Genomic DNA, 23,916 nt, shown 5'->3' with positions numbered 1-23,916 from the left:
CTTTCAGAAGCCCGGGATGAGACTCACGACGAGGTCGATGAGCTTGATGCCGATGAAGGGCGCGATCACGCCGCCGAGGCCGTAGATCACGAGGTTGCGACTGAGGGTCGCCGAGGCGCTCGCCGCGCGGTACCGCACGCCCCGCAGCGCCAGCGGGATCAGCACGATGATGACCAGCGCGTTGAAGATGATCGCGCTCGTCACCGCCGAAGCCGGTGAGCTGAGCTGCATCACGTTGAGCGCGGCGAGACCGGGGAAGACCCCCATGAACATCGCCGGGATGATCGCGAAGTACTTCGCGATGTCGTTGGCGAGGGAGAACGTCGTGAGCGCGCCGCGCGTGATGAGCAGCTGCTTGCCGATCCGCACGATGTCGATCAGCTTGGTCGGGTCGGAGTCGAGGTCCACCATGTTGCCGGCCTCCTTCGCCGCCGACGTGCCGGTGTTCATCGCGACCCCGACGTCGGCCTGGGCGAGCGCGGGGGCGTCGTTGGTGCCGTCGCCGGTCATCGCGACGAGGTTGCCGCCCTCCTGCTCGCGCTGGATGAGGGCGAGCTTGTCTTCGGGGGTTGCCTCGGCGAGGAAGTCGTCGACGCCCGCCTCGGCGGCGATCGCCTTCGCGGTGAGCGGGTTGTCACCGGTGATCATGACCGTGCGGATGCCCATCGCGCGCAGCTCGTCGAACCGTTCGCGCAGTCCGTCCTTGACGACGTCCTTCAGGTGGACGACCCCGAGCACGGTGCCGGTCGCCGAGCCCGCCTCCCCCGGTCCCTGAGCCTGCCGAAGGGTCGCGACGACGAGCGGGGTGCCGCCCGAGGCGGCGATCGCATCCGTCTCGCTCACGAGTTGCGCCCGCAGCGACGTCGAGGGGGCGGCGTCGGACGCCTCCAGCCAGGCGAGAACCGCGGAGCCAGCGCCCTTGCGCACCTGGGTGCCGTCGGGGAGGTCGAGACCGCTCATCCGTGTCTGAGCGGTGAAGGGCACCGACACGGCCCCGTCGGGGAGGGTCGCGACGACCCCCTGCGCCGCGGCCAGCTCGACGACCGAGGTGCCCTCGGGCGTCGGGTCGGCGAGCGACGAGAGCGAGGCGGCGCGGGCGAGGTCGTCGGCCGGCACGCCGGGCATGCGCACGAAGTCGGTCGCCCGGCGGTTGCCGTAGGTGATCGTTCCGGTCTTGTCGAGGAGCAGCGTCGTCACGTCGCCCGCGGCTTCGACGGCGCGGCCCGACATGGCGAGCACGTTGCGCTGGACGAGCCGGTCCATGCCGGCGATGCCGATGGCGCTCAGGAGCGCCCCGATCGTGGTGGGGATGAGGCAGACGAGCAGCGCGATCAGCACCGGGATGCTGACCGGCGACGCCGCGTACGAGGCGATCGGGTTCATCGCCAGCACGACGATGACGAACACGATCGACAGGCTCGCCAGCAGGATGTTCAGAGCGATCTCGTTCGGGGTGCGCTGGCGCGAGGCGCCCTCCACGAGGGCGATCATGCGGTCGACGAACGTCTCACCGGGTTTCGAGGTGATGCGCACGACGATCCGGTCCGACAGCACGCGGGTGCCGCCGGTCACCGCGCTGCGGTCGCCGCCGGACTCCCGCACGACCGGGGCCGACTCGCCCGTGATCGCCGACTCGTCCACCGTGGCGATCCCCCAGACGATGTCGCCGTCGCCGGGGATGAGCTCGCCCGCGGTCACCACCACGACGTCACCGAGGGTGAGGTCGGCCGACGGTGCCTCGACGATCGATGCTGCGGTGGCCGCCGCATCCGATGACGCGTCGTATCCGACCACCCGCCGGGCGCTCGTCGTGGTGCGGGTCTGGCGCAGCGCCGAGGCCTGCGCCTTGCCGCGGCCCTCGGCCACCGACTCGGCGAGGTTCGCGAACAGCACCGTCAGCCAGAGCCAGACCGCGATGCCCCACGTGAAACCGGCGGGCACGGCGGTGCCGCCGGAGGCTTCGGGGCCGCCGAGGAACGGCTCGGCAATCGCGATGAGGGTGGTCAGGGCCGCGCCCACCCACACGAGGAACATCACGGGGTTGCGCCAGAGGGCGGCCGGGTTGAGCTTGATCAGCGCTCCCGGGAGCGCTTCGACGAGCTGGGCCACGCCGAAGGCGCGCTGCGGGCCGCGGGTCGTCGACCCTTCGGCGGGATCAGGGATCGGTGCGCGCCCTTCGACGGGATCGGGGACCGGGATGGCGGTGGTGGACATGTCAGGAGAGTCCTTCGGCGAGGGGTCCGAGGGTGAGGACCGGGAAGTAGGTGAGAGCGGTGATGATCACCGCGACGCCCGCGAGGAGCCCCGCGAACTGGGGACGGTGCGTCGGGAGCGTTCCGACGGTCGACGGCACCTTGTCCTGCGCGGCGAGCGAGCCCGCCAGCGCGAGCACGAGCACGATGGGCACGAAGCGGCCGAGCAGCATCGCGACACCGAGCGCGGTGTTGAGCCACGGGGTGTTCGCGGTGAGGCCGGCGAAGGCGGAGCCGTTGTTGTTGGCTGCCGACGTGAACGCGTAGAGCACTTCGCTCAGGCCGTGGATGCCGGGATTCCAGATCGATGTGGTCTCGACGTCGGAGCGGACGGCCGGGATTGCGAAGCTCAGCGCCGTGCCGACGAGCACGAGGATCGGGGTCACGAGGATGTAGAGGCTCGCGAGCTTGATCTCGCGCGGGCCGATCTTCTTGCCGAGGTATTCGGGGGTGCGCCCGATGAGGAGGCCGCCGACGAATACCGCGATCACGGCGATCACCAGCATCCCGTACAGGCCCGAGCCGACTCCGCCGGGGGCGATCTCGCCCAGCATCATGTTGATCATCGGCATCATTCCGCCCAGAGCGGTGTAGCTGTCGTGCATCGAGTTGACCGCGCCGGTCGAGGTGAGGGTCGACGTGGAGCCGAACAGCGTCGAGCCGAAGAGCCCGAACCGTGTCTCTTTGCCCTCCATCGCGGCTCCGGCGAGCTGGGGGGCGGTGCCGCCTGCGGCCGCCTCGGCCCACGTGACGAGCACGAGGGAGGCGAGGAAGATGCCTGCCATGACGGCGAGGATCGCGTAGCCCTGCCGGTCGTCGCCGACGATCCGTCCGAATGCACGGGGGAGGGAGAAGGGGATCACGAGCATGAGGAAGATCTCGAACATGCTCGTCCAGGGCGCCGGGTTCTCGAACGGGTGCGAGGAGTTTGCGTTGAAGAACCCGCCGCCGTTGGTGCCGAGGAGCTTGATCGCCTCTTGGCTGGCAACCGGCCCGCCCGGGATCGACTGCGTGGCTCCGGCCACGGTCGTCACGTCGGTGAAGCCCGCGAAGTTCTGGATCACGCCGCCGGCGAGCAGCACGATCGCCGCGATGACCGAGAAGGGCAGCAGCACCCGGTAGGTGCCGCGCACGAGGTCGACCCAGAAGTTGCCGATCGTGCCCGACCGGCGATAGGCGAAGCCGCGCACCAGCGCGATGGCCACCGCGATGCCGACGGCGGCCGAGACGAAGTTCTGCACGGCGAGGCCGGCGAACTGCACGGTGTAGCCGAGCGTGAGCTCGGGAGAGTACGACTGCCAGTTCGTATTCGTCACGAACGATACGGCCGTGTTGAACGCGAGCGGTTCGCTCGGCGCGGACAGTCCCAGCGCGTACGGCAGGAAGGACTGCAGGCGCTGGAGGGCGTAGACGACCACGACCCCCACGAAAGAGAAGAGCAGCACCCCGCGGAGGTAGGCCTGCCAGGTCTGGGCGGAGCGCGGGTCGACGCCGATGAGGCGGTAGGTGCCCCGCTCGACGGCGAGGTCTTTCGCCGAGGTGTAGACGTGTGCGATGTAGTCGCCGACCGGACGGTAGGCGAGCGCGAGGAGGAGGGCGAGGGCGCCGGCCTGGAGGACGGCGAACCAGAACTGTTCGGCGGTCACCTCAGAACCTCTCCGGTCGCACGAGGGCGACGACGAGGTAGACCACGGCGCCGATCGCCAGCACGCCGGCGAGCAGGGAGAAGAACGTCATAGCCGCTCGACCCCCCGGGCGATCAGGGCGACGAGTGCGAACAGCACGATCGTCGCGGCGATGTAGACGACATCGAGCACGGGAGCTCCTCAAGACGGTGCGGCCGCGCTGCTGCGCGCGGGCGACCCGGCGCTATCCCCGGGTCACGGTTCCGATGCAACCGCGCTGCGACGCCGCATCCGCCCGTCCTCACGGAATCCATACGGCCCCGGCGCAAGCCCTCACGGACCGCCTACGGCGGGAGCCATAATGGCACCGACAGGCCGAGTCGACGACCGGGGGAGGTCCTGGTGGACGATGGGCGGCCGACGCCGATCCGCGGCACCCGCGCGCGTGCGGCGGGTCGCATGATCGCCACCGCGCTGCGATCGAACGAGTGGGCGCAGACCTGGACGATGCTGCGCGTGGCGGCGGCCATCACGGCCGTCGTCGGCGTTGCGGCTCCTGCGGAGGTGGTGATCCGCGGCGCCATCGAGGGCGACCGTCATGTGCCGACGGTGGCGGCGAACTACTTCGGCTTCTTCACCATGGTGTCGAACTCGGCCGCGGCCGTCGTGCTGCTGTGGGCGGCCGTCTGGTTCTGGATCGCCCGCGGCGGCCGCCGCGAACCGGCACCGCTGGCGATGGCTCTCGCCGCGGCGACGACGTGCATCTTCGTCACGGGTGTCGTCTACAACGTGAACGTGCCCGGCATGCCCATGGCGCGCAACGCGATCCTGCCGTGGGCGAGCGTGATCCTCCACGGGATCGTGCCGTCGTTCTTCGTGCTCGACCTCTTCCTCGGCCCGAATCGGCGGGCCCTGCCGTGGTCGCGCGTCGCGTGGATTCTGGCCTTCCCCGCCGCGTGGGTCGTCTATACGCTGGCGCGTGCGAACCTGGTGACCAACACCCTGACCGGGGTGCCGTACTGGTATCCCTACCCCTTCCTCAACCCGTACCAGCCCGGCGGATACGTCACCGTCGCCGGCTTCGTCGGGCTCATCGGGCTCGTCGTCCTCCTCGCGGCCTTGGTCGTCGTCGCCGTGGGACGCAGGCGCGGGCGCGACCTCGACGTCAGCGCCCCGCGGAGGCGCGGCTAGGGTGATCCGATGTCCTCACGTCCCCGCGGCACGATCGGATCCTTCCTGGCGAGGTTGACGCGCACGGTATGGGTGCGCGCGACCCTGTTCGCCCTCATCGCCGTCCTGTTCGCGCTCGCCGCCGGCTTCATCGGCGCGGTCGTGCCCTTCCGCCTCGTGATCGAGCTCGGCCAGAACTCCGTCGGCTCGCTCCTGCAGATCATCGCGACCGCGATGCTCACGGCGACCACGTTCTCCATCACGGCGATGGTCACCGCGTATTCGTCGGCGACGACCATCGCGACCCCGCGGTCGACCCAGCTGCTGATCGCCGACCCGACCTCGCAGAACGCCCTGTCGACCTTCGTGGGCGCATTCGTCTTCTCGATGGTGGGGATCATCGCCCTCTCCACCGGCTACTACAACGACCAGGGGCGCACGATCCTGTTCCTGGGCACCCTGGTGATCGTCGCCGTCATCGTCGTCACGCTGATGCGATGGATCGCCCACCTCGCCCAGTTCGGCCGCATGGCCGACGTGATCGATCGTGTCGAGCGTGCTGCGGCCGCGTCGCTCACGGCCTACGCCGCCGCGCCCACGCTGGGGGCGAGGCCCCTCACCGCGGTGCCGGTCGACGCGGTGCCGCTCTGGGCGGACGAGGTCGGGTACGTCACCCGGATCGACGTCGCCGCTCTCGACCGCGAGGCGGGCAAGGCCGGGGCGCAGGTGTTCGTCGGCACGACACCAGGGCGCCAGGCTGACCGGTTGCATCCGCTCGCTCACGTGTCGGGCGCCGTCGACGAGGCGGGGCTGTCCGCCATGCGCCGCGCGTTCCGGCTGACGCCGCACCGCGACTACGAGCAGGATCCGCGCCTCGGTGTGATCGCGCTCGCCGAGATCGGCAGCCGCGCACTCTCGCCCGCGACGAACGACCCGGGCACGGCCATCGAGGTCGTCTCCGCCTTCCATCGCGTCTTCACGGTCGCCCTCGAGGCCGACCCCGACCCCGAGGTGCACTTCGAGCACGTCTGGATCGAGGCGCCCCGGCTCGAGACGCTCGTGACCGATGCCGTGCGGCCCCTCGCCCGCGACGGCGCCGGCATCGTCGAGGTGCAGATCCGGCTGCAGAAGTGCCTGGCAGGCCTCGCTGCGGTATCGGCGCAGCATCGCCACGTCTTCATCGCGGCCGCCGACGATGCGCTGCGTCGCGCGAAGCGGGCCATGCACCGCGACGATTTCCGCATCGTCCGCTCGGCGGCGCGCGAGGCGTGGGCCCTCCGGGCTCGCTGAGTCGGGCCCCGCATCCGTCTACCCACGTCGAAAGCCCAGAACCCCCGGAGCGCGCGATGTGCGCGTCCGGGTGTTCTGGGCTCTCAGGGCGAATGGATGCGGCGGGGCCGCGCTATCCGGCGGACGGCGGCGTCTCGTCGGAGCCGCGCGACAGGTGGTGCGGGCGGTGCCCGACCTCCGGCATCGGCTGGCCGCCGCGCTGCTGGCCCGGGAGCGGGCGGGATCGCCGACCGTAGATGATCTCCGACGAGTCGAGCAGCCACGGAACGAGCGTGATCGAGACGCCGTGCAGCAGCATGAGCTGGTTCGCCAGGCGGCGGGCCCTGCGGTTGTGCAGGAACGCCTCCCACCAGTGCCCCACGATGTACTGCGGCAGGTAGACCGTCACCACCGATGAGCCGTGCTTCTCGCGGTACTTCTGGATGAAGCCGGCGACCGGCGACGTGTAGGCCCGGTAGGGCGAGTCGATGATGACGAGCGGTACCGGCACCTCGTGCTCCGCCCAGTCCTTCTGCAGCCGGGCGGCATCGGCCTCGTTGACGGCGACGTGCACCGCGAGCGTCTTCTCGTGGTTCGCGGCCAGGGCGTAGTCGATCGCCTTCACGATGGGCTTCTGCAAGCGGTTCACCAGCACGATCGCGACGTCGCCCTCGGCCCCGAAGTGCACCGTGTCGTCCATCTCGATCTCGTGCTCGACGTCGCGGTAGTAGCGGTTCACGCCCACCATCAGCACCGCGAGGATCGGGATCGCGAGGAACACCAGCCACGCACCGTGGGTGAACTTCGTGATCGTGACGATGATGAGCACGGCCACCGTCAGGCCCGCGCCGATGGCGTTGATGATCAGTCCGCTGATCGCCGAGCGCCGTTCGTATCGCGCCGAGTCCTGCTTCGCCGCCTCGGGCGTCAGGTCTTGCAGGCCCCGCAGCGCGCGGCGCCAGTGCCGCACCATTCCGATCTGGCCCAGGGAGAACGAGACGAACACGCCGATGATGTAGAGCTGGATGAGGTCGGTCTGATCGGCCTGATAGACGATCAGCACGATGATCGCGACGATGCCGAGAACGATCATGCCGTTGGAGTAGACCAGCCGGTCGCCGCGGGTGTTGAGCGACTTCGGGGCGTAGCCGTCGCGGGCGAGGGTCGACCCCAGCAGCGGGAAGCCGTTGAAGGCGGTGTTGGCCGCCAGCAGCAGCACGCAGGCGGTCGCGGCCTGGATGACGAAGAACGGGATGCTGCCCATGCCGAAGGTCGCCGCGGCGACCTGCGCCATGAGGCTCGGCTGGGGCTGCGTGCAGTCGAAGCCGACGAGGTGGCAGGGGTCTTCGGCGTAACGCACGCCCGAGACGAGCGCGACGATCGTCAGGCCCACGAACAGCACGATCGCGATGATGCCCATGAGGCTCAGCGTCGTCTGCGCATTGCGGATCTTCGGCTTGCGGAACGCGGGCACGCCGTTCGAGACGGCCTCGACGCCGGTGAGGGCGGAGCATCCGCTCGAGAAGGCGCGCAGCACCAGCAGGATCATCGCCGCTTGCGTGAGCGACTCCGCCTGCACGGCGTAGTCGGCGCTCGAGGCGACGGGCGGGTCGCCGGCGACCGTGCGGGCCAGGCCCACCACGATCATGAGCGCGACCGAACCGATGAAGAGGTAGGTGGGGATCGCGAAGACCGCGGATGCTTCGCGCACCCCGCGCAGGTTCACGATGACGATCAGCACGACGAACCCGACGGCGAATTCGATGCGGAACGGGTTGAGCTCGGGGATCGCCGAGATGATGTTGTCGACGCCGGACGCGACCGACACCGCGACGGTCAGGATGTAGTCGACCAGCAGGGCCGCCCCGACGATGACGCCGGGTATCTCGCCCAGGTTCGTGCGCGCGACCTCGTAGTCGCCGCCGCCCGAGGGATAGGCCTTGATCAGCTGCCGGTAGCTCGTGACCACGACCACGAGCACCAGCACGACGGCGCCCGCGACCCAGGGGCTGAAGGTCAGCAGCGCCGTACCCCCGATGAGCAGGATCATCAGCAGTTCCTGCGGCGCGTACGCGACCGACGACAGAGCGTCGGAGGCGAAGATCGGCAGCGCCATCTTCTTCGGGAGAAGCTGGTCGTCGAGCTTCTCCGACGTCAGCGGGTCGCCGATCAGCAGGCGTTTCGCCATGGGGGTCTGCGCGACCGGCACGTCCTCGCCGGAGTCGCGACTTTCATCAGTCACGACGCGCGACACTACGCTGGTTTCGAACTCCTCCGCAACGCGGCGCGCACGGCGCGGTGTACAACGGCTGAACGCGACTGGCAAGCTGTGGTCGTGAACGGGGATGCGACGCGGCCGCTGGCGGCCGACGACGCCCGCATCCTGGCCCTCGAGTCCGACTCGGTGCTCGGCCACACCCTGAAACTGCTCGTGCTCGAACCGGGCGCTCCGCTCGACGCCGGCGCGGTCGGCGAGCGCATCCTCGCCGGCCTCGACCGCTTCCCCCGAGCGCTCGATCGCGTCGAGGCGGGCCCGTCGGGTCCGGTGTAGCAGAGGGTCGAGCGCATCGACCTCGACCATCACGTGCGGCGTCGCTCGGCCGGGACCCCCGAAGACCTCCGTCGCGTGGTGGGGGAGCTCATGTCGCAGCACCTCGACCGTTCGCGGCCGCTGTGGACGGTCGACCTGGTCGGTCCGCTCCACGACGGCCGGCACGCCGTCGCGGTGCGGCTGCACCACGCGATGGCCGACGGGATCGGCGGCGTCCGGTTCCTCGACGCGGTGCTCTTCGATCCCCATGACGTTCCGGTGCATCCGGTCGGGGTGCGCGCGGCGGCTCCTCCGATCCCCCGCTGGCTCGAGTGGGAGCGCATGCCCGGGGCGCTCGCGCGTGAGCTCGGCCGCCCCGGGGCGCGCTCGCCGTTCGATCGGCCGATCACCCGGGAGAGGGCGCTCGCCTTCGCCGATCTTCCGCTCGACGCACTCCGGGCCGTCGGCGCGGCCCGCCCGGAGCATGCGACCGTCAACGACGTGCTGCTCGCCGTCGTCGCCGGGGGGCTGCGCCGGTGGATCAGCGGGCTCCCGCAGGCCCGAGGACACGCCCTCCCGCGCCTGCGCGCGCAGATCCCGGTGAGCCTGCGCGTCGCGGGGGAGGACGCCGGGGCGGGCAACCGCGATTCGTTCCTGAACGTCGACCTGCTCCTGCAGGAGAGCGACGATCTGCGACGCCTCGACGGCATCAGCGCGCAGACCCGCGTCCGCAAGCTCGACCACGACGCCGCGCTGATGGACGATCTCTTCCGCGCGCTCGGCCGGGCGGGGAGCCTCGCGCGGGCCGTCGCCGACAATCCCCGGGAGTTCGGCGTCGCGATCTCGAACGTGCCGGGACCCCGCACCGCCGTCGTGGTGTCGGGTCGGCGGGTGGAGCGGCTCTACACGTCATCGGAGCCCGCGGCCCACCACGCCCTGCGCATCTCGGCCATCTCCAGTGCCGACCGGATGGGCGTCGGCTTCTGCGTCGACCCGACCGCCGTCGCCGACGTCACCGGCCTCGCCGACGCGACGCACGACGCCTTCGAGGCGCTCGCCCCGACCTGAGCGTCACGCCCAGGCGACCTCGGCGACGGCCAGTACGACGTCGTCGGCGTCGAGGGCGGTGACGGTCGTCGCGTCGTCGCCGCTGCGTCCTGCGAAGCGGATCTCGCGGTCGACCAGCACCGGCGCCACGGCGCGCACCGAGAGCCGGCGGGGTGTGCGCCCGGGCGTGCGGCGGCGCGCAGCATCCATCATCAGGATCCTGGTCAGCGGGCCGTGCACGAGCAGATCGGGAAGACCCTCCCGCTCACGTGCCCAGGCGCGGTCGTAGTGGATGAGGTGGGTGTTGAAGGTGAGGGCCGAGAACCGGAACAGCTGGCGGATGTCGAGGGTGACGGTCTCGATCCACTCGGCGGATGCTGCGGCCGCGGGATCGCGCCTCGGATCGCGCGCCGGCGAGCCCGCGTCCTCGAGGAAGACGTCGTGCCACACGCTGCGGATCGCGACCGCGCCGTCGACGGCGTACTCGCGTTCGACGTCGACGAACGTGAGCCGGCCGTTGCGTCCGGTCTTCTCGACGACCGGGCCGAGCGCCGTCGTCTGTCGCACGGTGTCGCCGAGGCGGACGACTGAGACGAACTCGGTGTCCTCCCCCGCGTACATGCGACGGGGGAGGTCGATCTCGGGAACGACCCCGTCGCGCGCGGGGGTGCCGTCGGGGCGCAGGTCGGCGAGCGGCACCGCGAACGGGAAGGAGACTCCCTCCCAGCCGGCGGGCAGGTCGTCTCCGACGTGCAGGGGAGCCTCGGCCGCGGCGAACGTGCCGCGGTAGGCCTCGACGGTCGAGGGGTCGATCACCGCGGAGCGCGTGACCGTCACGGCAGCGCCCCGGTGGAGCGCAGGTCGGCGATGCGCGCCGCGTCGTAGCCCGCGACACCGGTCAGCACCGCGTCGGCGTGCTCGGCGAAGCGGTTCGCGGGGCGGGCGGGCAGCGCGGGGGTCTCGCTGAGCTTGACGGGCTGGCCGAACATGCGGAGCGTGCCCAGATCGCCGTAGTCGGCCGAGACGACCATGTCGCGTTCCGCCGTGCCGGGGTCGTCGACGACCTCGCCGATCGTCTTGATCGCCGTGAGGGGCACGACGTCGCCGGCGAGGTCTTCCAGCTCCGCCTTCGTGCGACTCGCGACCCATCCGGCGACGATCGGCTTCACCCGCCGCTCGTAGACCTCGGCGTCGAATCTCTTGCGCATCGTGTCGATCTCGGGGTCGGACGCGACCTCGGGCGTGCCGAACAGGTCGCACGCCGCGCGCCACAGCTTGTCGGTGTAGGCACCGAAGAACACCTGGCCGTCGGCGCAGTCGAAGAGCTCGTAGGGCCGGACCCAGGCGTGCGCGTTGCCCGCCGGGCTCGCGACCTTCCCGTCCACGGTGTAGTCGACGACGGCTGTCTCGGTGAGGGCGAGGATGCTGTCGACCTGGGCGACGTCGACGAGCTGGCCCACGCCGGTGCGCTCGGCGTGCCGCAGTGCCGCCAGTGCTCCGATGACGCCGAACAGGGACGCCGAGAGATCGCCGATGGTCACGCCGACGCGGACCGGCGGCTGGTCGGGGTAGCCGTTCATCGACCACATGCCGCCGGCGGCCTGGGCGGTGTTGTCGAAGGCCGGGCGGCGGCTGCGCGACCCGGTCTGGCCGTAGCCGGAGATGGCGAGGTAGACCAGTCGCGGGTTGATCTCGCGCAGCACCTCGTATCCGAGTCCGAGCTTCGCCATCGTGCCGGGGCGGAAGTTCTCGACCAGCACGTCGGCCTTCGCGACGAGGTCTTTCAGCACGTCGGCCCCGCCGGGGGCGGCGAGGTCGAGGGCCATTCCGAGCTTGCCGCGGTTGTACTGGCCGTAGTAGCCGCTGAACTCCTCCTCGCCGTCGCGCAGGTACGGCGGGAAGCCGCGGGCGACGTCGGGGTCGCGCGGGTTCTCGATCTTGACGACGGTCGCTCCGAAGTCGGCGAACATCTGGGCGGCGAACGGCCCCGCGAGCACGCGCGAGAGGTCGAGGACGAGCACGCCGCTGAGGGCGCCGGGGGTGGTGGGGAGGCTCATGTGGCGGGGGCTTCCTGGGTGGCGGGATCGGTGGTCGCGGCGTTCAGGGCCCGCGCGACGCGGGAGGGGGCGGGGCGCCCGCGTACGCCGGCGAGCCAGGCGGTGGTGGCGGCCAGCGCGTCGAGGTCGAGGCCTGTCTCGATGCCGAGGCCGTGCAGCATCCAGACGAGGTCTTCGGTCGCGAGGTTGCCGGTCGCGCCTTTCGCATAGGGGCATCGGCCGAGGCCGCCGACCGACGAGTCGAACTCGGCGACGCCCATGCGCAGCGCCTCGAGCACGTTCGAGAGCGACTGACCGTACGTGTCGTGCAGATGCAGCGCGAGACCCGCCACCGGAACGCCGGCGTCGAGAACCGCGCCGACGACGCGGGCGATCTGGCCGGGGGTCGCGACCCCGATCGTGTCGCCGAGGGCGACGGTGGTGCACCCGGCGGCGTGGAGCGCGACGGCGGCGGACACGACCGCCTCGACTGCGACCTCGCCCTCCCAGGGGTCGCCGAACGCCATCGAGACGTAGCCCCGCACGCGCGTGCCCTGCGATCGGGCGGCGCGGGTGGTCTCAACGGACCGGGCGACCGCGGTCGCCCGGTCGGTGTTCAGATTCGCCCGGGCGAACGCCTCGGTCGCGCTGACGACGACCGCGACGTCGTCGAGGCCGCTCTGCCACGCGCGCTCGAGGCCGCGCAGGTTAGGCACGAGCGCGACGGCGCGCGAGCCTGGGGCGACGTCGAGCGCGGCGACCACGTCGGCGGCGTCGGCGAGCTGCGGGATCCACGACGGCGGCACGAAGCTCGTCACCTCGAGGTCGCGCACACCGGCGTCGTACAGCCGGTGGCAGAGCTCCACCTTGGCGGCGGTGGGGACGAGGTCGGTCTCGGCCTGCAGTCCGTCGCGCGGGCCGACCTCGTAGACGGTGACCCGCGCGGGCAGGCCGTCGAGCGGCACGCGCACCGGTTGCGGCGATCCGCTCATACCCGAGACCCCTCGCGCAGCTCGGCGAGCACCTCGCGCGCGGCCTCGACGCCGATGCGCCGTTCGGCGACGATGCGCTCGGCGACGGCACCGACCTCCTCGACCGTCGCGCCGGCGCTCGCGGCGATCGTGCGTGCGTGCAGCGACATGTGGCCGCGCTGGATGCCCTCGGCCGCCAGGGCTCGACATGCCGCCAGGTTCTGGGCGAGCCCGACCGCTGCGACGACGGCGGCGAGCTGCCGGGCCGTCTCGACGCCGAGCAGTGTCACCGCGGCCTGGGCTGCCGGGTGCGCGCGCGTGGCGCCGCCGACGAGCCCGACGGCGAGGGGCACCTCCAGAGTGCCGACGATGTTGCCGTCGGCGTCCTTCTCGAAGCGCGAGAGCGCGCGGTAACCGCCGTCGCGGGCCGCGTGCGAGTGGCACCCCGCCTCGACGGCGCGCGTGTCGTTCCCGGTGGCGAGCACGACGGCGGTGATGCCGTTCATGATCCCCTTGTTGTGCGTCGCGGCCCGGTAGGGGTCGGCCTCGGCGAAGGCGGATGCGGCGACGATGTCGTCGACGACCTGCGGCCCGCCGAGCAGCTCGGCGTCGAAGACCGCCCGTGCCCGCGTGAGCCGGAGGTCGGCCTTGTTGCTGAGGATCCGCAGCAGCGTGCGCCCGCCGGCGATCTCCGCCACCCGGGGCGCGATCGCCTCGGCCATGGTGTTGACGGCGTTCGCGCCCATCGCGTCGCGGACGTCGACGTGGAGGTGCAGCACGACGTGCACGCCCGCGCGGGTCGGGAGCACGCGCACCGAGACGTCGCGGGCGCCACCGCCGAACCGCACGAGAACGGGGTCTTGCGCGTCGGCGAGGTCGAGCAGCTCGTCGCGCGCTTCCAGGAGCCGCATCCGCGCGCCCTCCGGGTCGACGGTGTCGAGCACCTGCACCTGCGCGATCATCACGTCGCCGGAGTGGGAGGTTTGGAATCCGCCGTGCACCCGGGCGATGCGGGCCGCGTTCGATGCGGCGGCGACGACGCTCGGCTCCTCCGTGGCCATCGGCACGAGGCGGTCCGCGCCGTCGATCGTGAAGTTCGTCGCGACCCCGACGGGGACGCCGATCATGCCGACGACGTTCTCGACCATGTGGTCGGCCTGCTCGAGACGCAGGCCGTCGCGCAGGGAGGAGAGGGCGTCGGGCTCGAGACCGGCGGCCGCGGCGACGAGGGCGAGCCGCTCGTCGGGGGTGTGGTCGCGAAGCCCGGAGAGCCTGCTGTTGATCGTCACTGATCCTCCTCGTTCGCGCGGCCTCGCGGTCGCGTCGGCTCTCAGCCTAGGGAGGTCACCCGGGTCGAACTATGTCACGTTGCCTCATCGAGGCGGCTCACAAGTGGGTGTTGGGCACACCTCATCGAGCTAGCGCGATCCGAGCTGTTCCCGCAGCTCATCGAGCCTCACGGCCAGCGACAGCCGGAACAGCCTCTCGTCGGCGCGCCAGCCCTCGCCGAGCACGCGGTCGAGGCGTTCGAGTCGTTGGAGGATGGTGTTCGGGTGGAACACCAGCGCACGCGCCGCGCGTGTCGGACTGCCGCCGTGCCGCACGAACGCGCGGAGCGTGGCCAGCAGTTCCGTGCCGCGTTCCGCGTCGTACGCGCGCACCGGGCCGATGGCCGCGTCGAGGAAGCCCTGGAGCGCGGCCTGGTCGGCGTCGAGGACGGCCGCGTAGGGGAGGAGCTCGTCCGTCGTGACGGCGCCGTCGGCGATGCCGAGGGCGCCGACGATGCGCAGAGCCCGCCGGGCGAGGTCGTAGCGCTTCCCGATCGCCCCCGTGCGCGGACCCTCGACCACGATGACCGATGCGCCGACGAGGTCGCCGACCGCCCGTCGGGTGGCCGCAGCATCCGGCTGCGTCCGTGCACCGTCCGCGAGGACGACGAGGGTGCCGTCGATGTCGCCCACGAGGCCGGAGGCGCCGATCCGCCGGGTGAGCAGCCTCAGGGCGTCGAGTCTTCGGTCGCCGGGGACGACGACGAGGAGAAGGCGGTCGAGAGTGTCGAGGTCGAGACCGAGGCGTCGCAGACGCGCGGCGACATCGCCGCGTCGTTCGGTGGCATCGCGCACGATGTCGGCGACGAGGTCGAGGTGCTGGCGCTGCTGCGACTCGGCCACGGCCTCCTCCGACAGGGCGAGCAGGGCGCCCACCTGTGCCGCCCGCTCGACGGTGCGCAGGTCGACGGCGCCGAGCTCGAACGCGCCGGCCTCGATGTGCACCGCCCCGAACGACCGCGTGCCGGCCGCGAGTGCCGCGACCACGCGCTGACCCGACGGGGAGGCGATGGGCTCGGCGTGACCGGAACCCCGGCTGGTCTCCGCGGCGGCGGCGAGGGCGGCTCCGGCGTCGTCGCGGGAGAGGCCGTCGGTGTCTCCGACCGCCGCGCGCTGATCGCCGCGCTCGTCGACGATCCGCACGGCGCGGCCGAGGGTGTCGGCGAGGGTCTCGGCGATGCGCGTGAAGCCCCCGCCGCCCAGGACCGCGGAGACCAACTGCTGGTGCACGGTGTTGGCGCGGTCGCGCTCGACGAGGTGGGACGAGAGCTGCTCCAGCGCGGCACGGGCCTCCTCCTCCGACCTCTGCAGCGACCGGAGCGTACCGGCGGTCTGCAGCACGACCGACGCGTGGTCGGCGAGCGCCGACAGCAGTGCGATCTGATCGGGCGAGAACGCCCTCTCCTGCCGCATGGCCACGAAGAGCACGCCGAGCACCGCCGTCTCGGTGCGCAGGGGTACGCCGAGCATCGACACGATCCCCTCGGCGTCGACGGCGTCGTCGACGACCGGTTCGTGCCGGTCGGAGGCGTAATCGTCGTACCGGCTCACCGCGAGCGGTGCGCCGGTCTCCACGATCGCCCCGACGAGTCCTCGTCCGGGCGGGACGACGAGCTCGCGGAACGCCGCGGTGACCGCCCCGTACGTGGCGCGGACGCGGAGGGCGCCCGTGATGGGATCGAGGTCGGAGAGGTACGTGACGTCGGAGCCGAGCATTTCGTGGGCGCGCTCGACGAGCCGGCGGAGCACCGCGTCGGTGTCGCGGACGCCCGCGAGCTCGCGGGCGCTGGAGAACAGCGCCGAGAGCTCGTTCTCGCGTCGGCGCAGGCCCTCGACCTCGCGCCGAGCCGCCTGAACGGCGGGGAGGAACCCCTCGGCGCCGGGGAGCCCGCCCACGCGCTCGACGGCCTCGGGCGAGGTGCCGGTGACGGCGGCGACCAGCAGCCTCGCGGCCTCGGCGTCGAGCGGGGCGGAGGGAGAAGGCATGTGCCCATTGTTCATCAATGGGCGGCTGCCGTGTGGTCAGCGCACATGACGAGCGGGAGGCCGCTCTGCCTAACCTGGTGGCGGATCGGCCACCGAGGCCCGCCCACGCGTCCGCGCGGCCCGTACACAGAGGAGTGTCATGGACATCGACATCGCAGACGACATCGATCGGTCGGGATTGGATTCGCGATCGCAGCGTCGTCGCGCCGTGATCGGGAGCTCGGTCGGCACGGTCATCGAGTGGTACGACTTCACCCTCTACGGGCTGGCCTCGGCGCTCGTGTTCGCTCCCCTCTTCTTCCCGGGCGGAGGAGAGTTCGCGGGGCTTCTCGGAGCATTCGCCACGTTCGCCGTCGGATTCGGTGCGCGTCCCATCGGAGGGCTGATCTTCGCCCACTACGGCGACCGGATCGGACGCAAGGCGACCCTGCTCGCCACCCTGCTCATGATGGGCATCGCCACCACCATCATCGGACTGCTCCCGACCGCCGAGACCATCGGCATCTGGGCGCCGATCTGCCTCATCATCCTGCGCCTCTTCCAGGGCGCGGGCGCCGGAGCGGAATTCGCCGGGGCGATGACGATGGCCAGCGAGTCGTCGACCACGCGCAACCGCGCCTTCATCGCGGGGTTCCCCGGAGCATCCGTCTACATCGGCATGGCTCTGGCGACGGCGACGTTCGCCCTCATCAGCCTGCTGCCCATCGAGCAGTTCCAGGCGTGGGGCTGGCGCATCCCGTTCATCGCGAGCATCGTCATCGTCGGCTTCGCCCTCTACTTCCGCCTCCGGGTGAAGGAGACCGCGGCGTTCGAGGCCGCCGAGCGCGACGGCACGGTGTCTCGAGCGCCGCTCGCGATGGCCGTGAAGTCGCACTGGCGCACGCTGCTGGCCGGGATGGCGCTGTTCGTCTTCGCGCTGCCGTGGGTCTACGTCGTGCAGACGTTCTCGCTGTCGTACACGACGGGCACCCTCTCGGTGAATCCCACGCACGCGCTCATCGGACTGATCGTCGCGGAGCTCCTGACGATCCCGGCCACCCTCGGCTTCGGTCGCCTGGCCGACCGCATCGGCCGCAAGCCCGTGCTCATCGGAGCGGCGATCTTCGCCATCGCGTTCGCGTTCCCGATGTTCTTCCTCTTCCAGACCGAGAACTCGGTGCTCGTCGCGCTCGGGCTGATCCTCGGCCTCGCCATCGTGCAGGGCGCGACGATCGGCGTCAGCGCCGCGATGCTCGCCGAACTGTTCCCCACGCGCATGCGCTGGAGCGGCATCGCGATCTCGCGCGAGATCCCCGCCGCGCTCGTCGGCGGAACCGCGCCCCTGGTCGCGACCGCGCTCGTCGCTCTGGCGGGAGGCGCGCCCTGGCTCGTCGCGGCGTACCTGGTCGGGCTGAGCATCATCGGCCTCGTCGGCATCGCGTTCCTGCCCGAGACGCTGCACCGCGCCGACGTCGACGGTGCGACGTCGACGGATGCTGCGCCCACCGCGGTGCGCGCGAACTGAGCCCTCCAGGTCGCGCGGCGGCGATCGTCGCGCGACCTGGAGATCCATAGACTCGCAGGGTGGATGAACAGGTGCGCAACGGCATCCTCGCGATCCTCGCCGGGGGCTTCGCCGGGTTCCTGCTGTTCGTCCCCTTCGTCGCGGTCAGCTATCGGCGGCGCGGCCGGCTGACCGCCGGCAGGGCCGTCCTGTGGGCCCTGGCGCTGGTGTACTTCTGGGCGATCTGGACGTACACGCTCCTCCCGCTCCCCGACCCCGACACGATGCGGTGCGCCGGGGTGAACCTCGACATCTGGGCCTTCATCGACGACGTCCGGGGCGCTGCGCGCCGGCCCGGTCCGTTCGTGACCGACCCGGCCATCCTCCAGCTCGTGCTGAACGTGCTGCTGTTCGTGCCGCTCGGATTCTTCCTGCGCGTGCTCGGCGGCCGCGGCATCCTCGTCGCCCTCCTCGTCGGCCTCGGCACCTCGGCGTTCGTCGAGACCACCCAGGTGACGGGAGTCTGGGGCATCCACCCCTGCGCGTACCGGGTCTTCGACGTCGACGACATGCTCACCAACACCCTCGGCGCCGTGGCCGGTTCGCTCTTCGCGCTCGTCGTCCCCTCCCGACTGCGCGGGGTCGAACGCGCTGCGGACGCCGACGTCCCGCGCCCCGTGACCCGTCGGCGCCGGGCGCTCGGCATGCTGTGCGACGCGGTGGGCCTGGGGCTCGTCATATCGGCCGTCGGTATCGTCGTGCAGCTGTGGCTGCAGTTCGTCGTGGGCGATCGGGAGGCCGTCCTGGACAGCACGCCCGCCACGGTGAGCGGTCTCGTCGTCGGCACCGGCCTCTGGCTCGCGGTGATCCTGGTCACCGGGCGCTCGGTCGGCGACCTCGCCGTGCGTCTGCGGTTCTCGGGAGGGGTGCTGCCGACGTGGCTCGCCCGTCCGGTGCGGTGGATCACCGGCGTCAGCGGGTACACGCTGCTCGACGCCCTGCCCGATCCGTGGAGCCTCCTGGCGCTGCCGTTCGTCGTCGCGACCGCGGTGATGCTGTTCGCGTTCCGCGACGGTCGAGGACTCCCCGGCGTCTTCGGTGCCCGCGTCGTCGACGAGCGCGAGGCGTCGGCGCGCGTCGAGTAGGTCTCGCGAGCGCACGGCTTCACCCCGACCACACGGCCCGGGTACGCGCACAACCCGTGCGCTCGGGCGCAACCCGTGCGCTCGGGCGACGGGCGCTCAGGACGCGACGGGATGCTGCGCGGCGGATGCGCCGACGTTGACCTCGGCCCAGACCTCGTCGAGGGAGAGGTTCAGCACTCCCGCGATCGCGGCGATGGTCGGAAACGCGGGGGTCGCGATGCGGCCCGACTCGATCTTGCGGAGGGTCTCGGGCGAGACGCCCGCGTCGAGGGCGACGTCGAGCATCGGGCGTCCGGCGCGGGCCTGCCGAAGGAGCGTGCCGAGGCGTCGCCCGCGTTCGATCTCCTCGGGGCTGAGAGGCAGTCTGACCATGGCCTCGAGTGTAGACGGGATGATATGGCCGGTATAGTTATTGGGTGATTGAGATCCTGAACCCCGACCAGATCAGCCGCGCGCGGGTGACCGGCGCCCTCGTCGCCGACATCCTCCACACCATTAAGGACCGCGCCGTCGTCGGCACGAATCTGCTCGAGATCGACCGGTGGGCGCAGGAGATGATCGTCGAGGCGGGCGCGACGTCGTGCTACGTCGACTACGCGCCGTCGTTCGGCCGCGGGCCGTTCGGTCACTACATCTGCACCGCCGTCAACGACGCCGTGCTGCACGGTCTGCCGCACGACTACGCCCTCGCCGACGGCGATCTGCTCACGCTCGACCTCGCCGTGGTGAAGGGCGGCATCGCCGCCGACTCCGCCATCAGCTTCATCGTCGGCGAGACGCGGTCGGCCGACGACCTGGCGCTGATCGATGCGACCGAGCGCGCGTTGGCGGCCGGTATCGCCGCCGCCCGTCCGGGTGCCAAGGTCGGCGACATCTCGCGCGCGATCGGCACGGTGCTGAAAGACGCGGGGTACCCCGTGAACGTCGAGTTCGGCGGGCACGGCATCGGATCGACCATGCACCAGGAGCCCCATGTCGCCAACACCGGTCGCCCCGGCCGCGGCTACGCGCTGCGCCCGGGCCTCCTGCTCGCGCTCGAGCCCTGGGTCATGGCCGACACGGCAGAGCTCGTGACCGACCCCGACGGCTGGACCCTCCGCAGCGCGACGGGCGCGCGCACCGCGCACAGCGAGCACACGGTCGCGATCACCGATTCGGGTGCCGAGATCCTGACACTGCCCTCGCGCTAGTCCGTTCGCGGCGGGTCGGCCTCAGGCGAGGAACTCCCGAGCCGCGACCACGAGGTTCTCGACACCGCGATCGAGGGTCGGCTGCAGCACGGGCGCGAAGTACGGCGAGTGGTTCGTCGGGACGTCGCGGTCGAGCGTGCCGCCGGCCACAGCATCCGCGAACTTCTTCGGGTCGACGCCGCCCCAGAACCAGAACACCAGCGGCACGCCGGCCTCGCGGGCGAACCACGACACGTCCTCGCTGCCGGTGAACATGCCGGGGTCCACGACGCTGTCGTCGCCGAACGCGCGCTGGAAGGCGCCCGTCAGCCGCGCGGTCGCGGTCTCGTCGTTGATCGTGGGCGGCAGGGTGTGGTCGGTCGTGATCGTCGGGGTCTGCTCGGCGCCGGATGCGGCGGCCTCGGCCCTGATGACGCGCTCGACCTTCTCGAGCACCTTGGCGCGCGCCTCGTCGTTCGGGTAGCGCAGGCTCAGTTCGAGCTTCGCCTCGGCGGGGATGATGTTGTTCTTCAGACCCGCGTGGATCGAGCCGACCGTCACGACGGCGACGTCTCTCGGGTCGATCTCGCGCGAGACGATCGTCTGCAGGCGCATGACGGTGGCGGCGGCCATCACCACCGGGTCGATCGTGGAGTGGGGGCGCGATCCGTGCCCGCCGCGGCCGTGCAGCACGACGGTCAGCCCGTCCGATGCGGCCATCTGCGTGCCGGGGCGCACGCCGATCACGCCCGCCGGGAGCGGGGTCACGTGCTGGCCGAGCACGATGTCGGGGCGCGGGTACCGGTCGAGCACGCCGTCGGCGATCATCGCCTTCGAGCCCGCGCCGTACTCCTCGGCCGGCTGGAACACCGCGACCACGGTTCCCGACCAGTCGCTCTTCGTGTTCACGAGGCGCTCGAGTGCGCCCACGAGCGACGAGACGTGCATGTCGTGACCGCACGCGTGCATCACGGGAACCTCGAGCCCGGCGGGGTCGGTGCCCTTCGCGGTGCTGGCGTAGTCGAGGCCGGTCTGCTCCTGCACGGGGAGGCCGTCCATGTCGGCGCGCAGCCAGACGACCGGCCCGTCCCCGTTCACGATCGAGGTGACGAGGCCGGTGCGTCCGACCCCCTCCTCGACCTCGAGTCCGAGCTCGGTGAGGTGGCGCACGATCACCCCGGCGGTGCGGGTCTCCTGGAACGACAGCTCCGGGTGCTTGTGCAGGTCGACGTACAGGGCTTCGAGGTCGATCGTCATGCCCCGAGCCTACGGGTGCGTGCGGCGCTGCCGTCGAGACGACGTCGTCTCGCCGAGACGACACCCTTTCGGCGTCGAGAGCATGTCGCCTCGGCGACCGGCCGTCGTCTCGGCGAGGCGGACGGATGCTGCGCGCGGCCGGACCGCGCTAGGTGGTCTCGCGATGCGCGACCGTCGCTTCGCCGGCGCGTCCCGGCGGAGGCGTCGGCCGCCCGTCGATCGCGGCCAGGGCGACCTCGGCGAGGTAGCGGCCGAGCCCGGCGCTGTCGATGCGGATGCTCGAGAGTGCGGGGACGAAGAGGGAGGCGACGGGTGTGTCGTCGTGACCGATCACCGCGATCTGCTCCGGGACGGCGATGCCCGAGCGCAGCGCCGTTCCGACGAGCAGTGCCGCGATGTCGTCGTTGTAGGCGACAACGCCGTCGACGCCGTCGCGCACCCAGTCCGACAGCACAGACGCCACGGTGTCGGGGGAGATGTCGGCGTCGGCGACGAGATCGACATCCGACAGCCGATCGGCGCTGCGGTGGGCGAGGGCGCGGCGTTCGGCGACGAGCCCCGACAGCCGGGGGTCGGGCGAGCCGGCGAACGCGAGGCGGCGATACCCGCGGCCCCGCAGGTGCTCCACCTGAGCGCGGGGTCCGAGGGCGAACCCGTCGCCCCCTTCGGCGGGTGCCGGCGACGCCGGTGCATCGGGGACGATGCGTCGCACCCCGCGGCGTCGCATCTGCGCGAGCGTCTTCGCGGTGAAGGGCAGCAGTCCCATCACCACGTCGGGGTTCAGCGTCTCCCAGAGCGGCGGGGCGTGGCCGTCGGCGTGGGGCGTGGTGGTCACGAGCGAGTACCCCGCGCGGTCCAGCACGATCGACGCCTCGTCGAGATGGACGCGGATGCTGTGGTCGATCGGCCAATCCGGGAGCACGAGCAGCACGATCCGGCTCTGGCCGCTCGCGAGGGCGCGCGCCGCCTGGTGCGGGCGGTAGCCCAGTCTCTCCGCCTCCGCGATCACGCGTCGGCGGGTGGCCTCGGAGATGGTCTGGCCGGCGGTGTTGTTGAGCACGAAGCCGACGGTGGCCCGCGACAGCCCCAGCGAGCGTGCGACGTCGGCCGCGGTGACCCGCTTGGAGAGTTCGCGTTGCTCCATCGATCCTCGAGCTCCTGCGCGCCGTGATCGTGGTTGCGCGCGCTAGCCATCGTAGATTACGGTGAGCTGGCTAGCGCGCGCTAGCAATGGTCGGGCCGATGGGCCCCCTCCTGACGATGGAGTCTCGATGAGCCCCTCTCCCCACGACGAACCGCTCGTCACGCCCCTTGCGGCCACGCTTCCCGCGGCGCCGGTCGACTCGACCGCGACAGCCGAAGAGACAGATGCGTCTGCCCGACCCGATCTTCCCAAGGTCGGCTCCCGCTACATCTGGTTCATGGTGCTCGCCCAGTTCGGCGTGTTCATGGCCTTCATCACCCCGCTCGCGATCTCGTTGACGATCCGCGTCAACACCCTCGCTCCCGGCCACCCCGAGTACCTGGGGTTCATCACCGGCGCCGGCGCCCTGTTCGTGATGCTCACCTCCCCGTTCATGGGCGTCTGGTCCGACCGCACCCGCACCCGCGTCGGGCGCCGTCGCCCGTTCATGGTGGGCGGCATGCTCGTCGGCGTCGTCTCGCTCGTGGTGATGGCGCTGTCACCTAACGTCTTCGTGCTCGGTGCCGGCTGGGTCCTCGCACAGTGGGGCTGGGGCACGGCCCTCAGCAACCTGCAGATCTCGACCGCCGATCGGCTCCCCGAATCGCAGCGCGGCAAGGTCGCGGGCCTGACGAGCTTCGCCACGCAGATCGCGCCCGTCTTCGGCGTGGTGCTCGCCCAGTTCTTCACCGGTGACCCGCTTCTGCTCTTCCTCGTCCCGGGGTCGGTCGGCGTGCTGTTCGTGCTGCTGTTCGTGCTGCTCGTGCACGAGGACGACAGCCGGGGCCTGTCGAAGGAGCCCATCACGGTCGCGCAGCTGCTCGCGAAGTACCTCTACAACCCGCGCAAGCACCCCGACTTCTCGTGGAACTGGCTCGGGAGATTCTTCTTCTACACCGGCATCACCCTGAACACGACCTACACGGCCTACTTCTTCGCCGACCGGCTGGGGATCACGGTCGAGTCTGTCGCCGGCATCATCGCGTCGCTGAGCCTGGGCGGCATCCTCGCCGTGACGCTCGGCGCCATCGGCGGCGGGTTCCTCTCCGACAGATTGCGTCGTCGTCGTCTCTTCATCACGATCGGCGGTCTGATCATGGCGGGCGGCATGCTGGCTCAGGCCTTCGCGCCCGACCTCACGATGCTCATCGTGGGCTCGCTGACCACGTCCGTGGGCCTCGGGCTGTTCGCCGCGGTCGACCAGGCGCTGCTTCTCGATGTGCTCCCCGAGCGCGAGACCGATGCCGGCCGCTTCATGGGCATCACCGGGTTCGCCACGTCGATCCCGCAGTCGCTCGCCCCGCTCGCCGCATCCGGCATCCTCCTCATCGGAGTGACCGGCGACGACCGCAACTACGCGCTGCTGTTCATCGTGGCCGCAGCATCCGTCGTCATCGCCGGAGCCGTGGTGCTTCGCATCCGCTCGGTTCGCTGACCCGATCCCCCACCCGAAACGACCCCGGAG

20 protein-coding genes are annotated in these 23,916 nt (G+C 71.2%); 8 read left to right on the top strand and 12 right to left on the bottom strand.

What is annotated here, in order from left to right:
- Positions 1 to 3 precede the first annotated feature (3 nt).
- Genes kdpB through kdpF form a run of 3 tightly spaced genes read right to left on the bottom strand, consistent with a single transcriptional unit; the run spans position 4 to position 3,989 of the window.
- Positions 4 to 2,214, bottom strand: coding sequence for a potassium-transporting ATPase subunit KdpB (gene kdpB, locus FVP77_RS11255; protein ID WP_147894709.1), 2,211 nt, complete (start codon positions 2,212 to 2,214; stop codon positions 4 to 6).
- Between the two features lies 1 nt (position 2,215).
- Complete coding sequence (kdpA, locus tag FVP77_RS11250; protein WP_147894708.1) at positions 2,216 to 3,898, bottom strand: potassium-transporting ATPase subunit KdpA; 1,683 nt, start codon at positions 3,896 to 3,898, stop codon at positions 2,216 to 2,218.
- Position 3,899: 1 nt separating this feature from the next.
- Positions 3,900 to 3,989: a K(+)-transporting ATPase subunit F gene (kdpF, locus tag FVP77_RS11245; protein ID WP_147894707.1), complete on the bottom strand. Its 90-nt coding sequence runs from the start codon at positions 3,987 to 3,989 to the stop codon at positions 3,900 to 3,902.
- Between the two features lie 290 nt (positions 3,990 to 4,279).
- Between kdpF and FVP77_RS11240 the strand changes: the two genes are divergently transcribed.
- Together FVP77_RS11240 and FVP77_RS11235 are read left to right on the top strand one after the other, a co-directional pair.
- A complete protein-coding gene (locus FVP77_RS11240; protein ID WP_147894706.1) occupies positions 4,280 to 5,068 on the top strand; it encodes a Pr6Pr family membrane protein in 789 nt (262 codons plus the stop codon).
- 9 nt (positions 5,069 to 5,077) lie between these two features.
- Positions 5,078 to 6,337 carry a DUF2254 domain-containing protein gene (locus tag FVP77_RS11235; protein WP_147894705.1) on the top strand — a complete coding sequence of 420 codons (1,260 nt, stop codon included), beginning with the start codon at positions 5,078 to 5,080 and terminating at the stop codon, positions 6,335 to 6,337.
- A gap of 112 nt (positions 6,338 to 6,449) precedes the next feature.
- Here the strand turns inward: FVP77_RS11235 and FVP77_RS11230 are convergent, their stop codons facing one another.
- On the bottom strand, positions 6,450 to 8,504 hold the full coding sequence (locus FVP77_RS11230) for an APC family permease (protein ID WP_147895640.1): 2,055 nt from the start codon (positions 8,502 to 8,504) through the stop codon (positions 6,450 to 6,452).
- A 147-nt stretch (positions 8,505 to 8,651) separates the two neighbouring features.
- Between FVP77_RS11230 and FVP77_RS16940 the strand changes: the two genes are divergently transcribed.
- Positions 8,652 to 8,867: a hypothetical protein gene (locus FVP77_RS16940; RefSeq protein WP_222707726.1), complete on the top strand. Its 216-nt coding sequence runs from the start codon at positions 8,652 to 8,654 to the stop codon at positions 8,865 to 8,867.
- A gap of 15 nt (positions 8,868 to 8,882) precedes the next feature.
- Positions 8,883 to 9,914 carry a wax ester/triacylglycerol synthase domain-containing protein gene (locus tag FVP77_RS11225; RefSeq protein WP_281290333.1) on the top strand — a complete coding sequence of 344 codons (1,032 nt, stop codon included), beginning with the start codon at positions 8,883 to 8,885 and terminating at the stop codon, positions 9,912 to 9,914.
- Between the two features lie 3 nt (positions 9,915 to 9,917).
- On the opposite strand, the gene FVP77_RS11220 is transcribed toward FVP77_RS11225, so the two are convergent.
- The 5 genes from FVP77_RS11220 to FVP77_RS11200 all read right to left on the bottom strand — a co-directional run bounded on the left by FVP77_RS11220 (position 9,918) and on the right by FVP77_RS11200 (position 16,214).
- On the bottom strand, positions 9,918 to 10,730 hold the full coding sequence (locus FVP77_RS11220; protein WP_222707724.1) for an FAS1-like dehydratase domain-containing protein: 813 nt from the start codon (positions 10,728 to 10,730) through the stop codon (positions 9,918 to 9,920).
- Complete coding sequence (locus FVP77_RS11215) at positions 10,727 to 11,950, bottom strand: CaiB/BaiF CoA transferase family protein (protein ID WP_147894704.1); 1,224 nt, start codon at positions 11,948 to 11,950, stop codon at positions 10,727 to 10,729. Before FVP77_RS11215 ends, FVP77_RS11220 begins: the two co-directional genes overlap by 4 nt.
- The gene (locus FVP77_RS11210) at positions 11,947 to 12,921 is read right to left on the bottom strand and encodes a hydroxymethylglutaryl-CoA lyase (RefSeq protein ID WP_147894703.1); all 975 of its coding nucleotides are present in this window, start codon (positions 12,919 to 12,921) and stop codon (positions 11,947 to 11,949) included. Before FVP77_RS11210 ends, FVP77_RS11215 begins: the two co-directional genes overlap by 4 nt.
- Complete coding sequence (locus FVP77_RS11205) at positions 12,918 to 14,189, bottom strand: hydroxymethylglutaryl-CoA reductase, degradative (RefSeq protein WP_147894702.1); 1,272 nt, start codon at positions 14,187 to 14,189, stop codon at positions 12,918 to 12,920. The genes FVP77_RS11210 and FVP77_RS11205 overlap by 4 nt, the downstream gene beginning before the upstream one ends.
- A gap of 129 nt (positions 14,190 to 14,318) precedes the next feature.
- Positions 14,319 to 16,214: a helix-turn-helix domain-containing protein gene (locus FVP77_RS11200; RefSeq protein WP_187266911.1), complete on the bottom strand. Its 1,896-nt coding sequence runs from the start codon at positions 16,212 to 16,214 to the stop codon at positions 14,319 to 14,321.
- Between the two features lie 139 nt (positions 16,215 to 16,353).
- Between FVP77_RS11200 and FVP77_RS11195 the strand changes: the two genes are divergently transcribed.
- Both FVP77_RS11195 and FVP77_RS11190 read left to right on the top strand, forming a co-directional pair.
- Positions 16,354 to 17,718, top strand: a complete 1,365-nt coding sequence (locus FVP77_RS11195; RefSeq protein WP_147894700.1) for an MFS transporter — start codon at positions 16,354 to 16,356, stop codon at positions 17,716 to 17,718.
- 59 nt (positions 17,719 to 17,777) lie between these two features.
- Positions 17,778 to 18,842 (top strand): VanZ family protein, encoded by a 1,065-nt coding sequence (locus tag FVP77_RS11190; protein WP_147894699.1) that lies wholly within the window; start codon positions 17,778 to 17,780, stop codon positions 18,840 to 18,842.
- A gap of 96 nt (positions 18,843 to 18,938) precedes the next feature.
- Here FVP77_RS11190 and FVP77_RS11185 read toward each other — a convergent pair whose 3' ends face one another.
- The gene (locus tag FVP77_RS11185; protein WP_147894698.1) at positions 18,939 to 19,214 is read right to left on the bottom strand and encodes a helix-turn-helix transcriptional regulator; all 276 of its coding nucleotides are present in this window, start codon (positions 19,212 to 19,214) and stop codon (positions 18,939 to 18,941) included.
- Between the two features lie 44 nt (positions 19,215 to 19,258).
- Here FVP77_RS11185 and map point away from each other — a divergent pair, with 44 nt between their 5' ends.
- The gene (gene map, locus FVP77_RS11180) at positions 19,259 to 20,032 is read left to right on the top strand and encodes a type I methionyl aminopeptidase (protein ID WP_147894697.1); all 774 of its coding nucleotides are present in this window, start codon (positions 19,259 to 19,261) and stop codon (positions 20,030 to 20,032) included.
- 21 nt (positions 20,033 to 20,053) lie between these two features.
- On the opposite strand, the gene FVP77_RS11175 is transcribed toward map, so the two are convergent.
- Together FVP77_RS11175 and FVP77_RS11170 are read right to left on the bottom strand one after the other, a co-directional pair.
- The gene (locus FVP77_RS11175) at positions 20,054 to 21,268 is read right to left on the bottom strand and encodes an amidohydrolase (RefSeq protein WP_147894696.1); all 1,215 of its coding nucleotides are present in this window, start codon (positions 21,266 to 21,268) and stop codon (positions 20,054 to 20,056) included.
- 148 nt (positions 21,269 to 21,416) lie between these two features.
- Positions 21,417 to 22,412 (bottom strand): LacI family DNA-binding transcriptional regulator, encoded by a 996-nt coding sequence (locus tag FVP77_RS11170; protein WP_147894695.1) that lies wholly within the window; start codon positions 22,410 to 22,412, stop codon positions 21,417 to 21,419.
- 127 nt (positions 22,413 to 22,539) lie between these two features.
- On the opposite strand from FVP77_RS11170, the gene FVP77_RS11165 reads away from it, so the two are divergent.
- Positions 22,540 to 23,886 carry an MFS transporter gene (locus tag FVP77_RS11165; RefSeq protein WP_147894694.1) on the top strand — a complete coding sequence of 449 codons (1,347 nt, stop codon included), beginning with the start codon at positions 22,540 to 22,542 and terminating at the stop codon, positions 23,884 to 23,886.
- The last annotated feature ends 30 nt before the right edge of the window (positions 23,887 to 23,916 follow it).

The sequence above is a fragment of the Microbacterium hatanonis genome, assembly GCF_008017415.1.
Taxonomy (GTDB): domain Bacteria; phylum Actinomycetota; class Actinomycetes; order Actinomycetales; family Microbacteriaceae; genus Microbacterium; species Microbacterium hatanonis.
This window is presented reverse-complemented; position numbering and strand designations above follow the sequence as displayed.